The sequence below is a fragment of the Stenotrophomonas sp. YJH_SMC_57 genome (assembly GCF_059369755.1).
Genome location: NZ_JCAFSZ010000004.1, coordinates 32,203 through 51,889 on the forward strand (window position 1 = coordinate 32,203; position 19,687 = coordinate 51,889).

The 19,687-nt window shown below is 66.1% G+C and carries 19 protein-coding genes; 15 read left to right on the forward strand and 4 right to left on the reverse strand.

Annotated features, from left to right (window positions below; all coding sequences use genetic code 11):
* Position 1: 1 nt before the first annotated feature.
* The 12 genes from gyrB to AC5P7U_RS06050 all read left to right on the forward strand — a co-directional run bounded on the left by gyrB (position 2) and on the right by AC5P7U_RS06050 (position 11,961).
* Positions 2-2,461: a DNA topoisomerase (ATP-hydrolyzing) subunit B gene (gene gyrB / locus AC5P7U_RS05995; protein ID WP_006479402.1), complete on the forward strand. Its 2,460-nt coding sequence runs from the start codon at positions 2-4 to the stop codon at positions 2,459-2,461.
* A gap of 67 nt (positions 2,462-2,528) precedes the next feature.
* Positions 2,529-3,374 carry a CPBP family intramembrane glutamic endopeptidase gene (locus AC5P7U_RS06000; protein ID WP_006479404.1) on the forward strand — a complete coding sequence of 282 codons (846 nt, stop codon included), beginning with the start codon at positions 2,529-2,531 and terminating at the stop codon, positions 3,372-3,374.
* A gap of 71 nt (positions 3,375-3,445) precedes the next feature.
* Entirely contained in the window at positions 3,446-4,252 is an 807-nt protein-coding gene (locus tag AC5P7U_RS06005; RefSeq protein ID WP_006479406.1) for a M48 family metallopeptidase, read from the forward strand.
* A 132-nt stretch (positions 4,253-4,384) separates the two neighbouring features.
* Positions 4,385-5,575, forward strand: a complete 1,191-nt coding sequence (locus AC5P7U_RS06010; protein ID WP_006479408.1) for a tetratricopeptide repeat protein — start codon at positions 4,385-4,387, stop codon at positions 5,573-5,575.
* Positions 5,576-5,718: 143 nt separating this feature from the next.
* Positions 5,719-6,387, forward strand: coding sequence for an energy transducer TonB (locus AC5P7U_RS06015; protein WP_008265902.1), 669 nt, complete (start codon positions 5,719-5,721; stop codon positions 6,385-6,387).
* Positions 6,388-6,480: 93 nt separating this feature from the next.
* Complete coding sequence (gene exbB, locus AC5P7U_RS06020) at positions 6,481-7,242, forward strand: TonB-system energizer ExbB (RefSeq protein WP_008265438.1); 762 nt, start codon at positions 6,481-6,483, stop codon at positions 7,240-7,242.
* Positions 7,243-7,299: 57 nt separating this feature from the next.
* Positions 7,300-7,725 (forward strand): ExbD/TolR family protein, encoded by a 426-nt coding sequence (locus tag AC5P7U_RS06025; RefSeq protein WP_040006786.1) that lies wholly within the window; start codon positions 7,300-7,302, stop codon positions 7,723-7,725.
* Positions 7,726-7,728: 3 nt separating this feature from the next.
* Positions 7,729-8,142, forward strand: coding sequence for an ExbD/TolR family protein (locus AC5P7U_RS06030; protein WP_004153330.1), 414 nt, complete (start codon positions 7,729-7,731; stop codon positions 8,140-8,142).
* A gap of 102 nt (positions 8,143-8,244) precedes the next feature.
* Positions 8,245-9,705: a cardiolipin synthase gene (gene cls, locus AC5P7U_RS06035; RefSeq protein WP_053508105.1), complete on the forward strand. Its 1,461-nt coding sequence runs from the start codon at positions 8,245-8,247 to the stop codon at positions 9,703-9,705.
* 39 nt (positions 9,706-9,744) lie between these two features.
* Positions 9,745-10,014, forward strand: a complete 270-nt coding sequence (locus AC5P7U_RS06040; RefSeq protein WP_004153332.1) for a hypothetical protein — start codon at positions 9,745-9,747, stop codon at positions 10,012-10,014.
* A 9-nt stretch (positions 10,015-10,023) separates the two neighbouring features.
* Entirely contained in the window at positions 10,024-10,767 is a 744-nt protein-coding gene (locus AC5P7U_RS06045; RefSeq protein WP_049457826.1) for a pyridoxine 5'-phosphate synthase, read from the forward strand.
* A 102-nt stretch (positions 10,768-10,869) separates the two neighbouring features.
* Entirely contained in the window at positions 10,870-11,961 is a 1,092-nt protein-coding gene (locus AC5P7U_RS06050) for a PA0069 family radical SAM protein (RefSeq protein WP_495220868.1), read from the forward strand.
* 22 nt (positions 11,962-11,983) lie between these two features.
* Here the strand turns inward: AC5P7U_RS06050 and AC5P7U_RS06055 are convergent, their stop codons facing one another.
* The 3 genes from AC5P7U_RS06055 to AC5P7U_RS06065 all read right to left on the reverse strand — a co-directional run bounded on the left by AC5P7U_RS06055 (position 11,984) and on the right by AC5P7U_RS06065 (position 15,448).
* Complete coding sequence (locus AC5P7U_RS06055; RefSeq protein ID WP_008265923.1) at positions 11,984-12,691, reverse strand: 2OG-Fe(II) oxygenase; 708 nt, start codon at positions 12,689-12,691, stop codon at positions 11,984-11,986.
* A 107-nt stretch (positions 12,692-12,798) separates the two neighbouring features.
* Positions 12,799-13,815: a class 1 fructose-bisphosphatase gene (locus tag AC5P7U_RS06060; protein WP_049457829.1), complete on the reverse strand. Its 1,017-nt coding sequence runs from the start codon at positions 13,813-13,815 to the stop codon at positions 12,799-12,801.
* 430 nt (positions 13,816-14,245) lie between these two features.
* Complete coding sequence (locus tag AC5P7U_RS06065) at positions 14,246-15,448, reverse strand: amino acid aminotransferase (protein WP_495220870.1); 1,203 nt, start codon at positions 15,446-15,448, stop codon at positions 14,246-14,248.
* Positions 15,449-15,619: 171 nt separating this feature from the next.
* On the opposite strand from AC5P7U_RS06065, the gene AC5P7U_RS06070 reads away from it, so the two are divergent.
* On the forward strand, positions 15,620-17,710 hold the full coding sequence (locus tag AC5P7U_RS06070) for a TonB-dependent receptor family protein (protein WP_495220872.1): 2,091 nt from the start codon (positions 15,620-15,622) through the stop codon (positions 17,708-17,710).
* 13 nt (positions 17,711-17,723) lie between these two features.
* Here the strand turns inward: AC5P7U_RS06070 and AC5P7U_RS06075 are convergent, their stop codons facing one another.
* A complete protein-coding gene (locus tag AC5P7U_RS06075) occupies positions 17,724-18,068 on the reverse strand; it encodes a hypothetical protein (protein WP_004153343.1) in 345 nt (114 codons plus the stop codon).
* 147 nt (positions 18,069-18,215) lie between these two features.
* Between AC5P7U_RS06075 and AC5P7U_RS06080 the strand changes: the two genes are divergently transcribed.
* Positions 18,216-18,614 (forward strand): hypothetical protein, encoded by a 399-nt coding sequence (locus AC5P7U_RS06080; protein ID WP_004153345.1) that lies wholly within the window; start codon positions 18,216-18,218, stop codon positions 18,612-18,614.
* A 167-nt stretch (positions 18,615-18,781) separates the two neighbouring features.
* Positions 18,782-19,687: a non-homologous end joining protein Ku gene (ku, locus tag AC5P7U_RS06085; RefSeq protein WP_004153346.1), complete on the forward strand. Its 906-nt coding sequence runs from the start codon at positions 18,782-18,784 to the stop codon at positions 19,685-19,687.

A 19,687-nucleotide genomic window follows, 5' to 3' on the forward strand; every position in this document is an offset into this window, starting at 1 on the left:
AATGAGCGACGAACAGAACACCCCGGCAAACAACGGCAATTACGACGCCAACAGCATTACCGCCCTGGAAGGCCTGGAGGCTGTCCGCAAGCGTCCCGGCATGTACATCGGTGACGTGCATGACGGCACCGGTCTGCACCACATGGTGTTCGAGGTCGTCGACAACTCGATCGACGAAGCGCTGGCCGGCCATGCCGACCACGTCGCGGTGACGATCCACACCGATGGCTCGGTCTCGGTGTCCGATAACGGTCGCGGCATCCCGACCGGCAAGCACGAGCAGATGAGCGCCAAGCTGGGCCGCGAGGTTTCGGCAGCCGAAGTGGTGATGACCGTGCTGCACGCAGGCGGCAAGTTCGATGACAACAGCTACAAGGTGTCCGGCGGCCTGCATGGCGTGGGTGTCAGTGTGGTCAACGCGCTGTCGCAGAAGCTGCTGGTGGATGTGTTCCAGAACGGCTTCCACTACCAGCAGGAATTCAGCAACGGTGCGGCCGTGACCCCGCTGGCCAAGCTGGAAACCACCACCAAGCGCGGCACCACCGTGCGCTTCTGGCCGTCGACCGTGGCGTTCCACGACAACGTGGAATTCCACTACGACATCCTGGCCCGCCGCCTGCGCGAACTGTCGTTCCTCAATTCCGGCGTCAAGATCGTCCTTGCCGATGAGCGCGGCGACGGTCGGCGCGATGACTTCCACTACGAAGGCGGCATCCGCAGCTTCGTGGAGCATCTGGCGCAGCTGAAGACCCCGCTGCACCCGAACGTCATTTCGGTCACCGGCGAGCACAACAACATCGTCGTGGACGTGGCGCTGCAGTGGACCGACTCCTACCAGGAGACGATGTACTGCTTCACCAACAACATCCCGCAGAAGGACGGCGGTACCCATCTCGCCGGCTTCCGTGGTGCGCTGACCCGTGTGCTCAACAACTACATCGAGCAGAACGGCATCGCCAAGCAGGCCAAGATCAACCTGACCGGCGATGACATGCGCGAAGGCATGATCGCGGTGCTGTCGGTGAAGGTGCCCGACCCGAGCTTCTCCAGCCAGACCAAGGAAAAGCTGGTCAGCTCCGACGTGCGCCCGGCGGTGGAAAACGCCTTTGGTGCCCGCCTGGAAGAGTTCCTGCAGGAGAACCCGAACGAAGCCAAGGCCATCGCCGGCAAGATCGTCGATGCCGCGCGTGCACGTGAAGCCGCACGCAAGGCCCGCGACCTGACCCGCCGCAAGGGCGCGCTGGACATCGCCGGCCTGCCGGGCAAGCTGGCCGACTGCCAGGAAAAGGATCCGGCGCTGTCCGAGCTGTTCATCGTCGAGGGTGACTCGGCAGGTGGCTCGGCCAAGCAGGGTCGCAACCGCAAGAACCAGGCGGTGCTGCCGCTGCGCGGCAAGATCCTCAACGTGGAACGCGCGCGCTTCGACCGCATGCTGTCGTCGGACCAGGTCGGTACGCTGATCACCGCGCTGGGCACCGGCATCGGCCGCGACGAGTACAACCCGGACAAGCTGCGTTACCACAAGATCATCATCATGACCGACGCCGACGTCGACGGCGCGCACATCCGTACCCTGCTGCTGACGTTCTTCTACCGTCAGATGCCGGAGCTGATCGAGCGCGGTTATGTCTACATCGGCCTGCCGCCGCTGTACAAGATCAAGCAGGGCAAGCAGGAGCTGTACCTGAAGGACGACCCGGCGCTGGACAGCTATCTGGCCAGCAGCGCGGTGGAAAACGCGGCGCTGGTGCCCGCCGCTGGCGAACCGGGCATCGAAGGCCTGGCGCTGGAAAAGCTGCTGCTGGCCTACGCCGCGGCGCTGGATTCGATCGAACGCAACGCGCACCGCTACGACCGCAACCTGCTCGAGGCGCTGGTCGATTTCGTGCCGATGGACATGGACAGCCTGCGCACTGCCGGCGAAGGCGAAGGCCTGGAAGCACTGGCCAAGCGCCTCAACCAGGGCAGCCTGGGCAGCCCGCGCTTCAGCCTGGAACTGCAGGAAGCCAACGACGAGCGCCCGGCCGCCGTGCTGGTGACCCGTCGCCACATGGGCGAGCAGCACATCCAGGTGTTGCCGATGTCGGCCTTCGAAAGCGGTGAACTGCGCGCGATCCACCAGGCCTCCAAGCTGCTGCACGGCCTGATCCGCGAAGGTGCGACCATTTCGCGCGGCGCCAAGTCGATCGAAGTGGACAGTTTTGCCAAGGCGCAGAACTGGCTGCTCGAGGAGGCCAAGCGCGGCCGCCAGATCCAGCGATTCAAGGGTCTGGGTGAAATGAATCCGGAGCAGCTGTGGGACACCACCGTGAACCCGGAAACCCGTCGGCTGTTGCAGGTGCGCATCGAAGATGCCGTTGCCGCCGACCAGATCTTCAGCACCCTGATGGGCGATGTGGTCGAACCGCGTCGCGATTTCATCGAGGACAACGCGCTGAAGGTCGCCAACCTGGATATCTGACACAATCGGGACACGGCCGGTGCGCGGGGAGGCGCGCCGGCCTTCGCCCCTTGAACGCAGGTACTTGATGTCCGCTTCCGCCCCGGTTTCCGCCCCGCCCCCGATTCCGCCGGCCTCGGCCGCGCCGCGCGCCGGTTCCCCGTTGGCGGGTTTCTTCATCGACCTGGGCATCGCCATCGTCACCCTGTTCAGCCTGAGCTTGATCACCGGGCTGTTCTGGGGGTTCTACCGCGCGATCGTGGTCGGCCGTGCCAATGCCGAGGCCCATGGTGGCGTGCTGTCGCCTGACGCGGTTGGCGCGGCGGTTGGCCAGCCGGGTGCACTGGCGCAGATCCTGATGGCGTTGATCGCCACCGGCGGCGCGGCACTGGTGGTGTACTTCTGGCGGCGTCCGGCCACGACGGACGAGCGCTCCACTTCCCGCCAGGCGCTGCGGAGGCCCTCGACCTGGGGCTGGACCCTGCTGGTGGCTGCGCTGATCGTGATCGGCAGCAATGGCATCGCCTTCCTGGCCAAGCAGTTCGGCATCGAACCGGTGCCGACCAACGTGGAACTGATGCAGAACGCGATTGCGCGTTTCCCGTTGTTCCTCGTGTTGTTCGCCGTGGTGCTGGCGCCGGCCTACGAAGAGCTGCTGTTCCGCCGCGTGTTGTTCGGGCGCCTGTGGAAGGCGGGACGTCCCTGGCTGGGTATCATCCTCAGCAGCCTGGCATTTGCCCTCGTGCACGAAGTGCCGGGTCTGAGCAAGAACTCCCTGCTGGGCATGCTCCAGTTGTGGCTGGTGTATGGCGGCATGGGCGCCGCGTTCTGCTGGCTGTACCGGCGCACCGGCACGCTATGGGCCGCGATCACCGCACATGCGCTGAACAACGCCGTTGCACTTGCCGCGATGGTGTTCCTGGGGTCAACGTAACGCCGTGTCCGCTTGACGAAAGATTAAGCCGGTACGCTACACACTGCGGACATGAACACGGGGGAGCTTCCATGAAACAACTGCTGCTGGCCCTTGTCATCACCACCCTGGTCAGCGCTTGCGCGACCACGACGTCCCCGACCGGGCGCCGGCAGATGGTGGGCGGCGTCTCCCAGGCCCAGCTGGACCAGCTGGGCGCGCAGGCGTTCGCCGAAACCAAGCAGAAGGAAAAGATCAGCACCGACGGCCGCCAGAACGGTTACGTGCAGTGCGTGGTCAATGCGCTGGTCGCGCAGCTGCCAGCCCAATACCGTGGCGTACGGTGGGAGACGGCGGTATTCGTCGACAAGGAGCCGAACGCGTTCGCCCTGCCCGGCGGCAAGGTGGGCGTGAACACCGGCATCTTCACCGTGGCGAAGAACCAGGACCAGCTGGCTGCCGTGATCGGCCATGAAATCGGCCACGTCATCGCGCGCCACCACGAAGAGCGCATCACCCGCCAGATGGGCGCGCAGACCGGCTTGGCCGTGCTCGGCGCACTGGCCGGTGCCGCTTATGGCGAGGGCGCTGCCAGCACCGTGAACCAGCTCGGTGGGATGGGCGCCCAGACCGCGTTCCTGCTGCCGGGGTCGCGTACCCAGGAAAGCGAGGCCGATGTGATCGGCCAGCGACTGATGGCCCAGGCCGGTTTCAACCCGGCGCAGGCGGTCGATCTGTGGCAGAACATGATGGCCGCCAGTGGCGGTCGCAGCCCACAATGGCTGTCCACCCACCCCGACCCGGCCAACCGGATCCAGGAGTTGCGACGCGATGCACCGGCGCTGACGCCGGTCTATCAGCAGGCGCAGGCGGCCGGACTGCGGCCGAAGTGCGGATGAGTGCGCAGTTCTATGCTGTATTGCAGCACATAAAACGATTTCTCACGCCATCTGTTTCTGATACGTTTGGCGGCTCAGATTTTTCTGACAGTCCGACTTTGCCGCTAACCGGCGGTTCGATCGAGGTGAACGATGATTTTGCGTAACCACAAAGCTGTGCTTTCCGTCCTCGTCGCGACCGCCCTGACCGGCGCCGTGGTCACCGATGCCTTTGCGCAGTCCTCGCGTTCGTCCGAGCGTGGCAACCGCGGCGGCAGCAAGCAGGCCAAGGCCGAAGCGCTGTACCCGAATGCGACCCGCCAGGAGCCGACCGTCAAGGCCTCGGCCAAGATGGGCAGCAAGCTGCAGAAGATGATCGACAGCTACAACAAGGAAAAGTTCCCGGAGACCCGCGAACAGGCTGACGCAATCCTGGCCGACAGCGCCTCGAACGAGTACGACAAGTCGCTGGCCGCGCAGCTGGCCTCGCAGGCCGCCTACCAGACCGATGACACCCCGGCGGCGATCGCCTATCTGAAGCAGGTCATCCAGTTCAACGGCCTGGACAACAACGGCCACTTCCAGTCGATGCTGATGCTGGGCCAGCTGCAGATGCAGGACGACAAGACCGCCGAAGGCCTGGCCACCCTCGACAAGTACTTCGCCGAGAGCAAGTCGACCAAGCCGGAAGAACTGATTGCCAAGGGGCAGGCGCTGTACCAGCTGGAGCGCTACCAGGAAGCGATCCCGGTGCTGAAGCAGGCCATCGCCGGCGCCACCGAACCGAAGGACAACTGGAACCAGCTGCTGATGGCGGCCCTGTCCGAAGCCGGCCAGTCCGGTGAAGCGGTCAAGGAAGCCGAGGCACTGGCGGCCAAGAACCCGAACGACAAGAAGGCCCAGCTGAACCTGGCCAGCATGTACATGCAGGCCGACCAGATGGACAAGGCGGCTGCGGTGATGGACAAGCTGCGCAGCAGCGGCCAGCTCACCGAAGAGCGCGAGTACAAGCAGCTGTACTCGATCTATGCCAACACCGAGCACAAGGAAAAGGACGTCATCGCGGTCATCAACGAAGGGTTGCAGAAGGGCATCCTGAAGCCGGATTACCAGGTCTACCTGGCGCTGGCCCAGTCCTACTACTACTCCGACCAGGTGCCGCAGGCGATCGACGCGTGGCAGAAGGCCGCCCCGCTCTCCAAGGACGGTGAGACCTACCTGAACCTGGCACGCGTCCTGCATGCCGAAGGTCGCATCCCGGAGGCCAAGCAGGCCGCCCAGCAGGCGCTGGCGAAGGGTGTGAAGAACCAGGCTGATGCCAAGAAAATCATCAACCTGAAGTAAGTAGGAATAACGCCTGAATGCCTGCTCGATTGATGCGCAGGCGCTCAGGATTGGTATAAGCTTGGAGGTTCCTGCGGTGTCATGCACCGCTGATCAGGGATTCCGCCCCCGGCATCCCGGCCCCACTATTGAGCTCTTGGCGCATGACGGAACAACTAGTCGTTCACCGGTACGAACAACCCGATGACAAGGGGCTGAGCTGGCCTCGCATCGTCGGCATCGCGTTTGTAATTGCCCTGCATCTGGCCGCCTTCATGATGCTCCTCATCCCCGCCGTGGCTCCCAAGGCCGTTGCGGAGAAGGAGCGCAACGTCATGGTGACCATCGTCGACGCACCGCCGCCGCCGCCCCCGCCGCCGCCGCCGCCGCCGCCGACAGATACTCCGCCGCCGCCGGTGAAGAATCTGTCGCCGCCGAAGCCGTCGCCGGTCCCGCCGCCGCCGCAGGCGCCGGTCGTGGACGTGCCGGAACCGCGCCCGAACGACATCGTCACCCCGCCGTCGCCGCCGTCGCCGCCGGCACCGCCGACCTCGATCGAGGCCAGCGTGGACATCTCGTCGAAGGCCATGAATCCGCCGCGCTACCCGCCGGCAGCCTTCCGCGCCGGTATCCAGGGCGAAGTGATCCTGATCATTGATGTCGATGCCAGCGGCAACGTCACCAATGTCACGGTGGAAAAGTCCAGCCGTAACCGCGACCTGGACCGTGCTGCGATGGAAGCAGCTCGCAAGTGGCGCTTCAACGCCGCTGAATCTGGCGGTAAGAAGGCGGCAGGTCGCGTTCGCGTCCCGGTCAACTTTGCGCTGAACTGATGGGCCGGGTGGCCGCCGGCCACCCCCCGCTCACGGTTCGATTGTTTAGCTTAGCTACACCCTTTATCACCACACACAACAAAGGTAAGCGTCATGCTGCAGGAACTTTTCATCGCCGCTGCTGCCGGGGGCAATCCGTCCAACGCCCTGTCGCAGATGGGCTTCGAGCACCTGATCCACGAAATGACCACCAAGCCGGGTGATTTCGCGGTTTCCTGGGTCGTGCTGCTGACCCTGATCGTGATGTCGGCCATGTCCTGGTACTGGACCGTCATCAACATCTTCCGTTCGGTTCGTCTGAAGAGCGCTGCTGATCGCGTCGTCAGCCTGTTCTGGGACACCCCGAACGCACAGGACGCCATCCGTGCGATGGAAGAACAGCCGGCATCCGAGCCGTTCTCGAAGATCGCCCTGGACGCTGCCCAGGCAGCTGCCCACCACCAGCGCGCTGAAGGCGGTGCCACCGGCGGCGTCGGTGAGAACCTGAGCCGTTCGGAGTTCGTCGACCGCGCCCTGCGCCAGGCCGTCACCCGCGAAAGCAACAAGCTGCAGTCGGGCATGACCCTGCTGGCGACCGTCGGTGCGACCGCTCCGTTCGTCGGTCTGCTGGGTACCGTGTGGGGCATCTACGGCGCGCTGATCAAGATCGGTGCCACCGGCTCCGCTTCGATCGACGCCGTTGCCGGCCCGGTGGGTGAAGCGCTGATCATGACCGCGATCGGTCTGTTCGTCGCAATCCCGGCCGTGTTCGCCTTCAACTTCTTCAGCAAGGTCAACAGCGCGACCATCAGCAAGTTCGATACCTTCGCGCACGACCTGCACGACTTCTTCGCCACCGGTTCGCGCGTCCGCTAATTGCGACGCGCTGTACCCAGCGAGAACGTAGTCAACACGATCTAGACGGAGCCCGTTATGGCTTTCAGTAGTGGTAACAGCGGCGGCCCCATGGCCGACATCAACGTTACGCCCCTCGTGGACGTGATGCTGGTGCTGCTGATCATCTTCATCATCACGGCGCCCCTGATGTCCCACAAGGTCAAGGTGGATCTGCCGGAAGCCAACCTGATCCAGAAGCCGGAAGACGCTGAAAAGCGTGCCGGCCCGATCACTCTGGCAGTCAAGGAAGACGGCTCGATCTACTGGAACGACGAAGAAATCAACAAGCAGACTCTCGAGTCGCGCTTGGCGACCGCCGCCCAGCAGACCCCGCAGCCGCCGCTGAACCTGCGTGGTGACCGCACCACCAAGATGCGCGTCATCAACGACCTGACCAAGGTTGCGCAGGAGCAGGGCATGCTGGACGTCGGCTTCGTCGCGACCAAAGAAAAGGGGCAATAAGCCATGGCATTCAGTAGTGGTGGTGGCAAGGGCCCCATGGCAGACATCAACGTCACGCCCCTCGTGGACGTGATGCTGGTTCTGCTGATCATCTTCATCGTGACCGCGCCGATCATGACGTACCCGATCGCCGTGGACCTGCCGCAGCGCGTGCTCAACCCACCGCCGCAGCTGGTCGAACCGCCGCCGCCGATCGAGCTGAAGATCGACGCCAGCAACCAGGTCTCGTGGAACAACAGCCCGATCAATACCGGCGAGCTGCAGCAGCGGATGGAGCAGGAGGTCCAGCGTGACCCGACCAACCAGCCGGAACTGCGCATCGACGCCAGCCCGGATTCCGAGTACGACGTGATGGCCAAGGTCCTGGCCGCCGCGAAGAATGCTCAGATGAAGAAGATCGGTTTTGTGCAGCAGTAATCGCTACACCGCAACACAACAGTCATGACGCGACTGCAGACGCCCCTGGAAACAGGGGCGTCTTTTTTTATCCCTGACGGCCCGGGCCGTTATGATCGGCGGATGCTCGCCCTCTTCGACTCCCTGCGCCATTGGCTCGACGGCATCGCCCACCTCGGCACGATCCTGGCGGTGGCTTATCTGCTGTACCTGTTCGCTCTGGCAGGCTGGATCATGCTGCAGAAGCGCGAGCCCGTCGCGACGCTGAGCTGGATCCTGTCGCTGGCGTTGCTGCCCTACCTGGGCCTCTTCATCTACTACCTGCTTGGCCCGCAGAAGGTGAAGCGGCAGCGCCTGCGTCGTGGCCGTGCGCGTTCGGGCATGGAGCACTACAGCGACGTCTGCCCACCCGATGCCGACTGCACCGAGCTGGCCAAGATCGCCCAGGCAACCACCGGGCTGGCACCGAGCAGCGCCACCGAAGTGACCTGGCTGGTGGATGGCGCCGCCACCTACGCAGCCCTGCTGGAAGCCGTCGCACAGGCGCGCGACCACGTGCACCTGGAGTACTACATCTTCAACCCGGACCACGCAGGCACTGCGCTGCGCGATGCCCTGGTCGAACGTGCCCGTGCCGGCGTGCAGGTGCGCCTGCTGCTCGATGCGGTGGGCTCTTCCGCCCTGCCCCGCCGCTTCCTGCAGCCGCTGCTGGATGCAGGCGGCGAAGCGATCTGGTTCCATCCGCGGCAACTGCTGAAGCCGTTCAAGCGGCCCTGGTTGAACCTGCGCACCCATCGCAAGCTGGTGATCGTGGACGGCCGCCTGGCCTTCACCGGCGGCATCAACATCACCGACGACGAAGACGAGAGCCGCAGGGCCGACGCCTACCGTGACCTGCACATGCGCATCCGCGGTCACGTGGTGCGCAGCCTGCAGCTGGTATTCGCCGAGGACTGGCTGTACGCCAGTGGCCAGGACCATTCGCGCTTCGACATCGCGCGCCTGTGGCCGGCCGAGATGCCGCTGCGCGCGGACGGCCCGATCAACGCCCAGGTGCTGGTGTCCGGGCCCGACTCGGGATGGGAAACGATTCACCGCCTGCATGTGGCCGCTATCCAGGAGGCGCACGAACGCGTCTGGCTGGTCACGCCCTACTTCGTGCCCGGCGAGGCCGCGCGGATGGCGCTGACCTCGGCGGCGCTGGGCGGCCTGGACGTACGCCTGCTGGTGCCAAAGATGAGTGACTCCTGGTTCGTCACCCAGGCTGCGCGCTCCTATTTCGACGAGCTGCTGCATGCCGGCGTGAAGATCTATGAGTACGGCCCGCGCATGCTGCACACCAAGGCCTTCATCGCCGACGACGATGTCTGCATCGTCGGCAGTGCCAACTTCGACCACCGCAGCTTCCGGCTGAACTTCGAGCTGTCGATGATGATCAGCGACCGTGACCGCGTCGCCGCCCTGGCCGAGCTGCTGCAGGGCGAATTCGACCGTGCCACCCGCGTGCACGACCAGGCCGGCCGCTCGCTGTGGCTGCACCGCCTGCCCGAGGCGTTCGCGCGGCTGGCCTCGCCGCTGCTCTGACGCAGCGCTACACTGCGGCGATCATCCGGGAGCCCGACTATGTACTGGTTGTACCTGCTGCTGGCGCTGGGCTGCTTCGCCTTTGCGCTGAAGACCCCCAGCCCCGGGCTGATGACCGTGTGCCTGCTGGCGGCCCTCGCCTTCCTGCTGGCCTGGGTACGTGGCCGATACGTGGCCCGCTTCGGCGACCTGCAGCGCGACCCTGCCACCCTGGTCGATGCCGAGGAACTGCGCCACCTGCGCGAACAGGCACAGGCCCGCCGCAACGATGACGGCAACGACCACGATCCGTCCCCTCTTTCCAAGTAGTACCGTTCCATGACCCAGCTCAGCGTCAACGTCAACAAGATCGCCGTCCTGCGCAATTCGCGTGGCGGCGCCGAACCCGACGTGGTGCGCGCCGCCCAGGCCTGCCTGGATGCCGGTGCGCATGGCATCACCGTGCACCCGCGGCCGGACCGTCGCCATATCACCGCCGAGGACGTGCTGGCCCTGTCCACGCTGACCCGCGCGCGCGGCGTCGAGTTCAACATCGAAGGCAACCCGTTCGCACCGCCACGCGAGGGTTACCCGGGGTTGTTGCCGCTGTGCGCGCAGACCCGCCCGGCACAGGCCACCCTGGTGCCGGACGGCGATGGCCAGATCACGTCCGACCATGGCTTCGACTTCGAGCGCGACGCCGAGCGCCTGCGCCCGCTGGTCGCCGAACTGAAAGCAATGGGTTGCCGGGTCAGCCTGTTCGTTGACGCCGGCAACCCACTGCTGGAGCAGGCAGCTGAAGTCGGCGCAGACCGCATCGAGCTGTATACCGGCCCCTACGCCGAGGCACACGCCGCCGGCGACGCCGAGGCGATGCTGGCGCTGTTCGCCACCGCCGCACGCCGCGCGCAGGCCGTCGGCCTGGGCGTCAACGCTGGCCACGATCTGTCGCAGGACAACCTGCGCGACTTCCTGGCCCACGTGCCGGACGTGCTGGAGGTGTCGATCGGCCACGCGCTGATCGGTGAAGCGCTGTATGACGGCCTGGATGCCACCGTGCGCGGGTACCTGGCGCTGCTCTGACCCCTCCCCGTGCAGAGTCGAGCCATGCTCGACTCTGCACCGTCCTGAATCCTTCAGGCGGCCGTCGCAGCCGTTGAGACGATCGCGGCGTACCCTGCGTCCATGGGTATTGCGATCAAGGGCCGAGGTTCCACGTCCCACCTTGCAGGGCGCTTTGAAAGCACCGTCAGCGAGGCGGTGGATGATGGCTGGGCCGTCGATGAGAGCGAAGAGTTCCTCGCCCCGCGCCTGCGCACCGAGGTGCGCGCCGAAACCGCACGCAGCATCATCACCCGCAACAATTCACCGGACGTCGGCTTCAGCCAGTCGGTGAATCCGTATCGCGGCTGCGAGCATGGCTGCTCGTACTGCTTTGCGCGCCCCTCGCATGCCTATCTGAACCTGTCGCCGGGCCTGGATTTCGAGACCAAGCTGTTCGCCAAGATCAATGCGCCGCAACTGTTGCGCAAGGAACTGTCGAAACCGGGTTACCTGCCGCAGCCGATCGCGCTGGGCATCAACACCGATGCGTACCAACCGATCGAGCGCAAGTTCAAGCTGACCCGCCAGCTGATCGAAGTGATGCTGGAGACGAAACATCCGTTCTCGTTGATCACCAAGAACGCGCTGGTCGAGCGCGATATCGATCTGCTCGCGCCGCTGGCCGCGGAAAACCTGGTCAGCGTGCATTTCTCGGTGACCTCGTTGGACCCGCATCTCTCGGCCAAGCTCGAGCCACGCGCATCGGCACCGCATGCACGGCTGCGCGCGATGAAGCGGCTGCATGAGGCCGGTATTCCGGTCGGGGTGATGGTGGCGCCGGTGATTCCATGGATCAACGACAGCGAACTGGAAGCCGTGCTGGAGGCCGCACACGACGCTGGCGCCAGCACCGCCGGCTACGTGCTGCTGCGCCTGCCACTGGAAGTGGCACCGCTGTTCCGCGACTGGCTGGACACCCATCACCCGGATCGCGCCGCGCACGTGATGAGCACCATCCATCAGCTTCGCGGTGGCAAGGACTACGACAGCCAGTTCGGCACGCGCATGCGCGGCGAAGGCGTGTATGCGGACCTGTTGAACAACCGCTTCAAGCTGGCGCGCAAGCGCCTCGGGTTCAATGCGCAGAACAGCCATTGGCCGAAGCTGGATTGCAGCCGGTTCGAGAAGCCGCTGCCGCCGAAGAAGGATTCGCCGCAGGGCTCGTTGTTCTGAGTAGGGTCGAGCAAGCTCGACCCTACGCTCCAAACAGCTTCTGCGCGCTCTGGAACAGGATCCAGCTGGTGGCGATGAACTTGTCGCCGCCCTGCGGCCGGTTGCCGCGATGGGTGTGGGTGAACGCGGTCGGGGCGATCAGCAGGCTGCCGGTGCGCGGGGCGATCTTGCGGCCCTGGAACAGGAACTCGGTTTCGCCCTCTTCGAAGTCATCGTTGAGGTACAGCGTCCACAACACGTGCCGGTGCAGGGTCTCGGCCTGGGCATCCTTCGGGTACAGCTCGCAGTGCCAGTACGGGTAACCGCCCTCGCCCGCCGCATACCACTGCAGGTTGATCGCGCCCGGGCGCAGGCAGGTGCGGGCCAGGTCGGCCAGCTGCTGCGGCGGCATGTCGGGGAAGTCCTCGGCAGACAGGCGTCGCGGCTGGCCATTGCTGTCCTGGATCTGCAACATCAGCGGAGCGATCAACGCCTGTGGATAACGGCGTAGATAAGTCAGCAGGCCGTTGAACACTGCGATCTGCAGCTGCTGGTCGACATCCTGCCAGCCGTCCAGTCCACTGATGCGCAGATCCTTGCTGTGCTTGAGTTCCGGGAACACACCACTGCCCACCGCACCGGGCAGCAGGCCACGCGTTGCACGCATGCGCTCGACGATCGCCGCGCAGACGTCGCTGGGGACGGCATTGTGGATGACTTCGATGAAATCGACCGGGCCCTGCTCGTGCATGCGTGCATTCCTTAGGCGGCAATGGCTAGATGGTGCCGTTTGCCGCCCGTGGTGTCACCCCACGGTCATGTCATCGATCTGCCATGACCGTTGTCGGGTGACGGCCCTCAGCCCTGCGCGTCGTCGTGCGCGTGGTGGTAGCGCACGGCTTCGGCGACTTCCTCGCGCGAGCCGAGGAATACCGGCACGCGCTGGTGCAGCTGGTCGGGCTGGATATCGAGGATGCGCTCGCGGCCGGTCCAGGCAGCGCCACCGGCCTGCTCGACCAGCAGGCCCATCGGGTTGGCTTCGTACATCAGGCGCAGCTTGCCGGCCTTGGACGGGTCCTTCTTGTCCCACGGGTAGATGAAGATGCCGCCGCGGGTCAGGATGCGATGCACGTCGGCGACCATGCTGGCGATCCAGCGCATGTTGAAGTTCTTGCCGCGCGCGCCTTCCTTGCCGGCCAGCAGGTCGCCGACGTAGGCCTGCATCGGCGCTTCCCAATGCCGCTGGTTGGACATGTTGATGGCGAATTCCTGGGTGGCCGCCGGGATCTGCATGTTCTCGGTGGTCAGCACGAACTCGCCTTTCTCGCGGTCCAGGGTGAAGGCGTGGGTGCCGTGGCCGACGGTCAGCACCAGCTGGGTGCTGGGCCCGTAGATGCAGTAACCGGCGGCGATCTGCTTGCTGCCCGGCTGCAGGAACGCGTCATCGCCCGGCAGTTCGACGTTGGTCGGGCAGCGCAGCACCGAGAAGATGGTGCCGACCGAGACGTTGACGTCGATGTTGGAGCTGCCATCGAGGGGATCGAACAGCAGCAGGAAGTCGCCACGCGGATAGATGTCCGGCACTGGCTGGCTGTGGTCCATTTCCTCCGAGGCACAGGCGGCGAGGTGGCCGCCCCAGGCGTTGGCTTCGAGCAGGATCTCATTGCTGATGACGTCCAGCTTCTTCTGCGCTTCGCCCTGCACGTTGCCGGTCCCGGCCTCGCCCAGCACGCCGCCGAGGGCGCCCTTGCTGACGGCGATGGAGATGCTGGTGCAGGCGCGGGCGACGACCGCGATCAGCTGGCGCAGGTCGGCGTTGATGCGGCCGGCGTGCTGTTCCTGGATCAGGAAGCGGGTCAACGAAGTACGGGACATGAGCGGGCAGGTCTCGGCAGCGGGAAAACGCCTATTGTCGCCGGTCTGGCGGGGGCGTGCGTGACCGCGGGAAGGCGTAATCGTTTCCAGAGGCGTTGCGCTCGTGGCGCCTTCCTTCATGGAGGCACAGGGCGAGGTACACCGTGGCCAGGACACGCCGTAAACCCCACTCCGTGGTCCGGCCCAGCCGCTGGCGGCTGGGCGTTCGGGCGCTTGCGAGGCATGCCTCGCAGATAAAGCGCCCTCACCCATGGGGGCTCGGTCGGCGCATCCATGCGCCTCACGGTCCTGTCCACGGTGTACCTCGCCCTGCGCTTCAGGGTTCGCCACGAGCGCGGAGGGTGTGGCAAAGGCAGAGGCAAAGGCAAAGCAGAAGCAAAAACCAAGGCGCCTTTCGGCGCCTTTGTCTTCAAGCTACTGGAGCGTTGCTTCAGCCCTTGGCGACGGTGGCCACGGCCTTGGCGACGTATTCCAGGTTGTTCTGGTTCAGCGCGGCCACGCAGATGCGGCCGGTGCCGACGGCGTAGATGCCGAACTCGTCGCGCAGGCGTTCGACCTGCTCACGGCTCAGGCCGGAGTAGGAGAACATGCCGGCCTGCTCGTTGATGAAGCCGAACTGCGGTGCACCGGCAGCGGCCAGCTTCTCGACCAGGCCCTGGCGCAGGGCATGGATGCGCTCGCGCATCTCGGTCAGTTCCTGCTCCCACATCGCGCGCAGGTCCGGGTTGGTCAGCACGCCGGCCACCAGCGCGGCACCATGGGTGGACGGGCTGGAGTAGATCGTGCGGATCACGCGCTTGACCTGCGACTGCACGGCCTTGGCGTCCGCGGCGGTCGGGGCGACCATCGACAGCGCACCCACGCGTTCGCCGTACAACGAGAACGACTTGGAGTACGAGTTGGCGACGATGAAGCTGTCGATGCCGGCTTCGGCGATGATGCGCACGGCGGCGCCGTCCTGCTCGATGCCCTTGTCGAAGCCTTGGTAGGCCATGTCGATGAAGGGGAACAGCTGCTTGTCCTTCAGCAGCTGCGCGACCTGCTTCCACTGGGTGAGGGTGAGGTCGGCGCCGGTGGGGTTGTGGCAGCAGGCGTGCAGCAGCACCACGGTGCCGGCCTGCAGCTTGCCCAGGTCGGCCAGCATGCCGTCGAAATCGACGCCATGGGTGGTCGGGTCGAAGTAGGTGTAATCCACCACCTCGAAGCCGGCCGCGCTGAACACGGCGCGGTGGTTTTCCCAGCTCGGGTTGCTCAGCGCGACGGTGGCGTGCGGCAGCAGCTTCTTCAGCACGTCGGCGCCGACGCGCAGCGCACCGCTGCCACCCACCGTCTGCGCGGTGGTGACGCGGCCGGCGGCCAGCAGCGGCGAGTCCTTGCCGAACACCAGTTCGCGCGTGGCCTGCGTGTACGCCGGCAGGCCATCGATCGGCAGGTAGCCGCGCGGTTTGGCTTCAGCGGCGAGCTGCTGCTCGATCTGCTTGACGGCGCGCAGCAGCGGAATGCGGCCACTCTCGTCGTAGTAGATGCCCACACCCAGGTTGACCTTGGTCGGGCGGCTGTCGGCGTTGTACGCCTCGGTCAGGCCCAGGATCGGGTCGCCTGGGACCAGTTCCACGTTTGCAAAGAAGGACACGGCGGTACTCGTTCGGTAGACGGAAAGGGGGAGGAATTGCGCCACGCGGCTTGCGGCTTTCCAGCCGGAAACAGCCCATCGTAACAAAGCCTGCCGGGGCTGGCCGCCGCCATCGTCATCCCCGGGCCCGTACCATGGCGTGCGTTGCCGCCCGATCCATCAACCTGAATCATGAATCCTGCCGCACGCCGCCATTGCCTGCCGCTCTCCGCCCTGCTGCTGTCGCCATTTGCCAGCATGGCCGAGCCCGCCCCCACCGCCCTGCCTGCCGTGCAGGTGCAGGCCGCGCGGGTGCCGGGCATCGACCCGTTCGCGCTGCCGGCCAGCCTGGACACGGTCTGGATCGGCGCCGGCCGCGCTGGCGCCGGCGCACAGCTGTCCGAGGCGTTGGGCGGGGTGCCGGGCCTGATCGCGCGCGACCGGCAGAACTTCGCGCAGGACACGCAGCTGTCGATCCGCGGTTTCGGCGCGCGCTCGACCTTCGGTGTGCGCGGGGTGCGGGTGCTGATCGACGGGGTACCGGCGACCATGCCCGACGGCCAGGGTCAGTTGTCGCATGCCAGCGTGCTCGGCGCCGAGCGCATCGACGTGCTGCGGGGACCGTTCTCGGCGCTGTATGGCAACTCCTCCGGTGGCGTGCTGCAGGTGTGGAGCGCACAGGGCCAGGCCGGCGACCCATGGCGGCTGCGCCTCAATGCCGGCGCCGACAACACGCTCAGTGTCGGCGCGCAACTGAAGGGTGCAGGCCACGGGCTGGACTACAACATCGCCGCCAACCACTTCCGTACCGATGGCTGGCGTGACCACAGCCGCGCGCGCCGTGAATCGCTCAACGCGCGTATCGGCGGTGACCTGGGCGGTGGGCGGCTGGAGCTGCTGCTCAATGCGCTGGATGCGCCCGATGCGCAGGACCCGCTGGGCCTGACCCGCGCGCAGGTGGCGGCGGACCCGCGCCAGGCCACCGCCGTGGCACACCAGTACAACACCCGCAAATCGGTGCGCCAGCAGCAGGCCGGGCTGCGCTGGACCCGCGAGGCCGGCGCGCAGCGCTGGCAGCTGATGGGCTATGCCGGCCAGCGCGCGGTGCGTCAGTACCTGCCGATTCCGCCGGCGGCCCAGGCCAATCCCCTGCATGCGGGCGGGGTGATCGACCTGGACGGAGGCTACGGCGGGCTGGATGCGCGCTGGGGCTGGCACGGCGATCTCGCCGGACGGCCGCTGGACCTGGTGGCCGGGCTGAGTGCCGACCGCCAGCGCCAGCACCGCACCGGCTACGAGAACTTCATCGGCAGTACGCTGGGCGTACGCGGGCAGCTGCGCCGCGACCAGATCGACATCGTGCAGAACGTGGACCAGTTCGCGCAGGCCTGGTGGCAATGGAGCCCGCGCTGGTCGTTGCTGGCGGGCGTGCGCCACAGCATCGTGCGCTTCGAATCGGACGATCGCTACATCACCGGCCGCAACCCGGCCGACAGCGGCCACCGCCGCTACCGGGCGACCACGCCGGTGGCCGGCATCAGCTTCGAGGCCAGCCCGCGGTGGCGCCTGCATGCTGCTGTGGGCCGCGGCTTCGAGACGCCCACCTTCAACGAACTGGGCTATCGCGCCGACGGACAGGCGGGACTGGCACTGGATCTCGCGGCCGCGCGCAGCCGCTCCGTGGAAGTGGGCAGCAAGTGGCACGCACAGGATGGAACCCAGCTTGATGTCAGCCTGTTCCGTGCAGGTACCGACGATGAGCTGGCCGTTGCCAGCAACATCGGTGGACGCAGCACGTACCGCAACATCGGCCGCACCCGTCGCCAAGGGCTGGAGCTGCAGTATCGCCAGCCGCTGGCCGAGCAGCTGCAACTGCAGCTGGCCTGGACCTGGCTGCAGGCGCAGGTGCGCTCGCCCTACCTGACCTCCAATACCGTGGTTACCACCGGCAGCCGCCTGCCCGGCGTGCCGCGCCAGCAGGCGTTTGCCCGGCTGCAGTGGACGCCGGGTGACTGGCAGTGGGCGCTGGAAGCCAATGCCAGCAGCGACACGGTGGTGAACGACGTGGCCACCGAGCGCGCGCCGGGCTTCGCCGTGCTGCATCTGGAAGGTGGTCGCCGCTGGGCCCTGCCCGGCGGCGAGCTGCGTGCCTTCGCCAGGCTGGAGAACGTGCTGGACCAGGCCTACATCGGCTCGGTGATCGTCAACGACGGCAACGGCCGCTTCTACGAGCCGGGACCGGGGCGGCGGGCCAGCGTGGGACTGCAGTGGTCGTGGCGCTAGGCGGCACGACCCGTCAATCAGGTGCCTTGGCCGGCACGAACGGTGAGGTCGGGTCGCTGGCCGGGAAGGTTTCCTCCAGTGCCTCATCCTGGTTGTCGCTGGCCCGCTGCTTGCGCTCGCGGCGCTTGAGCGGGCTTTCCTGCCCACCGCGATGGCGGTCGCCGCCGTCCTTGCGGTCCTGGGCCGCCTGTTCAGCCTCATGCTTCACCGGCAGGTGGTCGTCGCCCTGCGCGGCATCGAAGAAGGGGGCCCCGGTACCGCGGTAGTCGGCAGTGTCGGCGTCGCGCTTGCCACGCTGCTCGCCGGCAATGGGCGGGTGGTTTTCCCGCAGCGGGTCTCGGGAGGTTTCACGGCTCATGGTCTGGCTGCCTGCGCTCGGGGGCTCCCACTACACCGCGGCGCAGGTAAAGCTGCCGCGAACCTGGCGTCATGAACATCTCGCTCACCCGCTGGTAACGGCACCGCGCGTATTCCTGCCCACCCGCCCCCGCTGCAGGAGCCGGCCATGCCCCGTCTTGAACGACCCGCACCGTCCGTGTTCAACGCCCTGCTGGATCCGCTCGGCCAGCGCACCGCGCAGCGCCGCACGCGTCGCCACGAAGACCCGCAGGCGGTGGCGCAGGATTACCTGCAGTACATGCTCAGCGATTACGAGGAGCGTCGCGGGCCCGGTCATCGCAACTGGCGTGATCTATGCCCGGTCTATGCCTTCGCGCTGACCACCCACGCCGCCGACTGGCCGCGCGGTGACGCCGCCGATACCTGCGAGGAACTGGCCGAGCACTGGGAACAGATGCGCGGACAGTCGCGGCTGAACTGGTCGCAGGCACGGCCGGTGGTGGAAGACGCCTGGCGCGCGCTGGACCATATTCCGGCAGCAGCAGTGCGGCCACTACTGCAGTAGTGCCGGCCGCTGGCCGGCAGAGGTTCGCTGCCTGGAGTTTTCTGGGGTTGCCGGCCAGCGGCCGGCACTACCGCATCTGCGTAGAACCCACGTGCACGGCACCGACACGGGTGGTTTACATCGCCGGGCTGAAGCTGGCTGTCCCCTGCCCCGTCACAGGTATCTCCATGGCCCGCCCAATCTGGACCGGCACGCTGTCGTTCGGTCTTCTCAACGTGCCGGTGTCGCTGATGTCCGGCGAACGCAAGGTCGACCTGCAGTTCCGCATGCTCGATTCGCGTGATCGCAAACCGATCCGGTTCGAGCGGGTCAACGCCGATACCGGCGAGGAAGTGCCCTGGAAGGACATCGTCAAAGCCTACGAGTACGACAAGGGCAGCTATGTCGTGCTGGAGGAAGGCGATATCCGCTCGGCCGCGCCGGAAAGCCACGAAGCGGTGGAAGTGGAATCGTTCGTGGATGCAGCGCAGATCGATCCGCGCTACTACGAGAAGCCGTATCTGCTGGTGCCAGGCAAGAAGGCGGAGAAGGGCTATGTGCTGCTGCGCGAGACGCTGCGCAAAACCGGCAAGGTGGGCATCGCGCGGGTGGTGGTACGCACGCGCGAGTATCTGTGCGCGGTGATGCCGCAGGCAGACGCGCTGGTGCTGATGATCCTGCGCTACCCGCAGGAGCTGGTGGATCCGGACGACTACGCGCTGCCCACCGGAAAACTCTCCGACTACCGCATCACTGGCAAGGAATCGGCAATGGCCGAACAGCTGATCGAGTCGATGGCCGGCGACTGGGACCCCTCGCAGTACCACGACGAATTCCGCGAGCGCCTGCAGCAGGTGCTGAACAAGCGCATCAAGTCCAAGGGCGGCACCACCCGGGTGGAAGAGGAGCCGGCACCGCATGAGGATGCGGCCACCAACGTGGTCGACTTCATGGCACTGCTGCAGAAGAGCCTGGATGCGAACACGCGCACACCGGCGAAGAAGACGGCGGCCCGCAAGGCACCTGCGAAGAAGGTGGCAAAGAAGGCCACCAGGAAGGCCGTCAAGAAGACCACGCGGCGCAAGGCAGGTTGA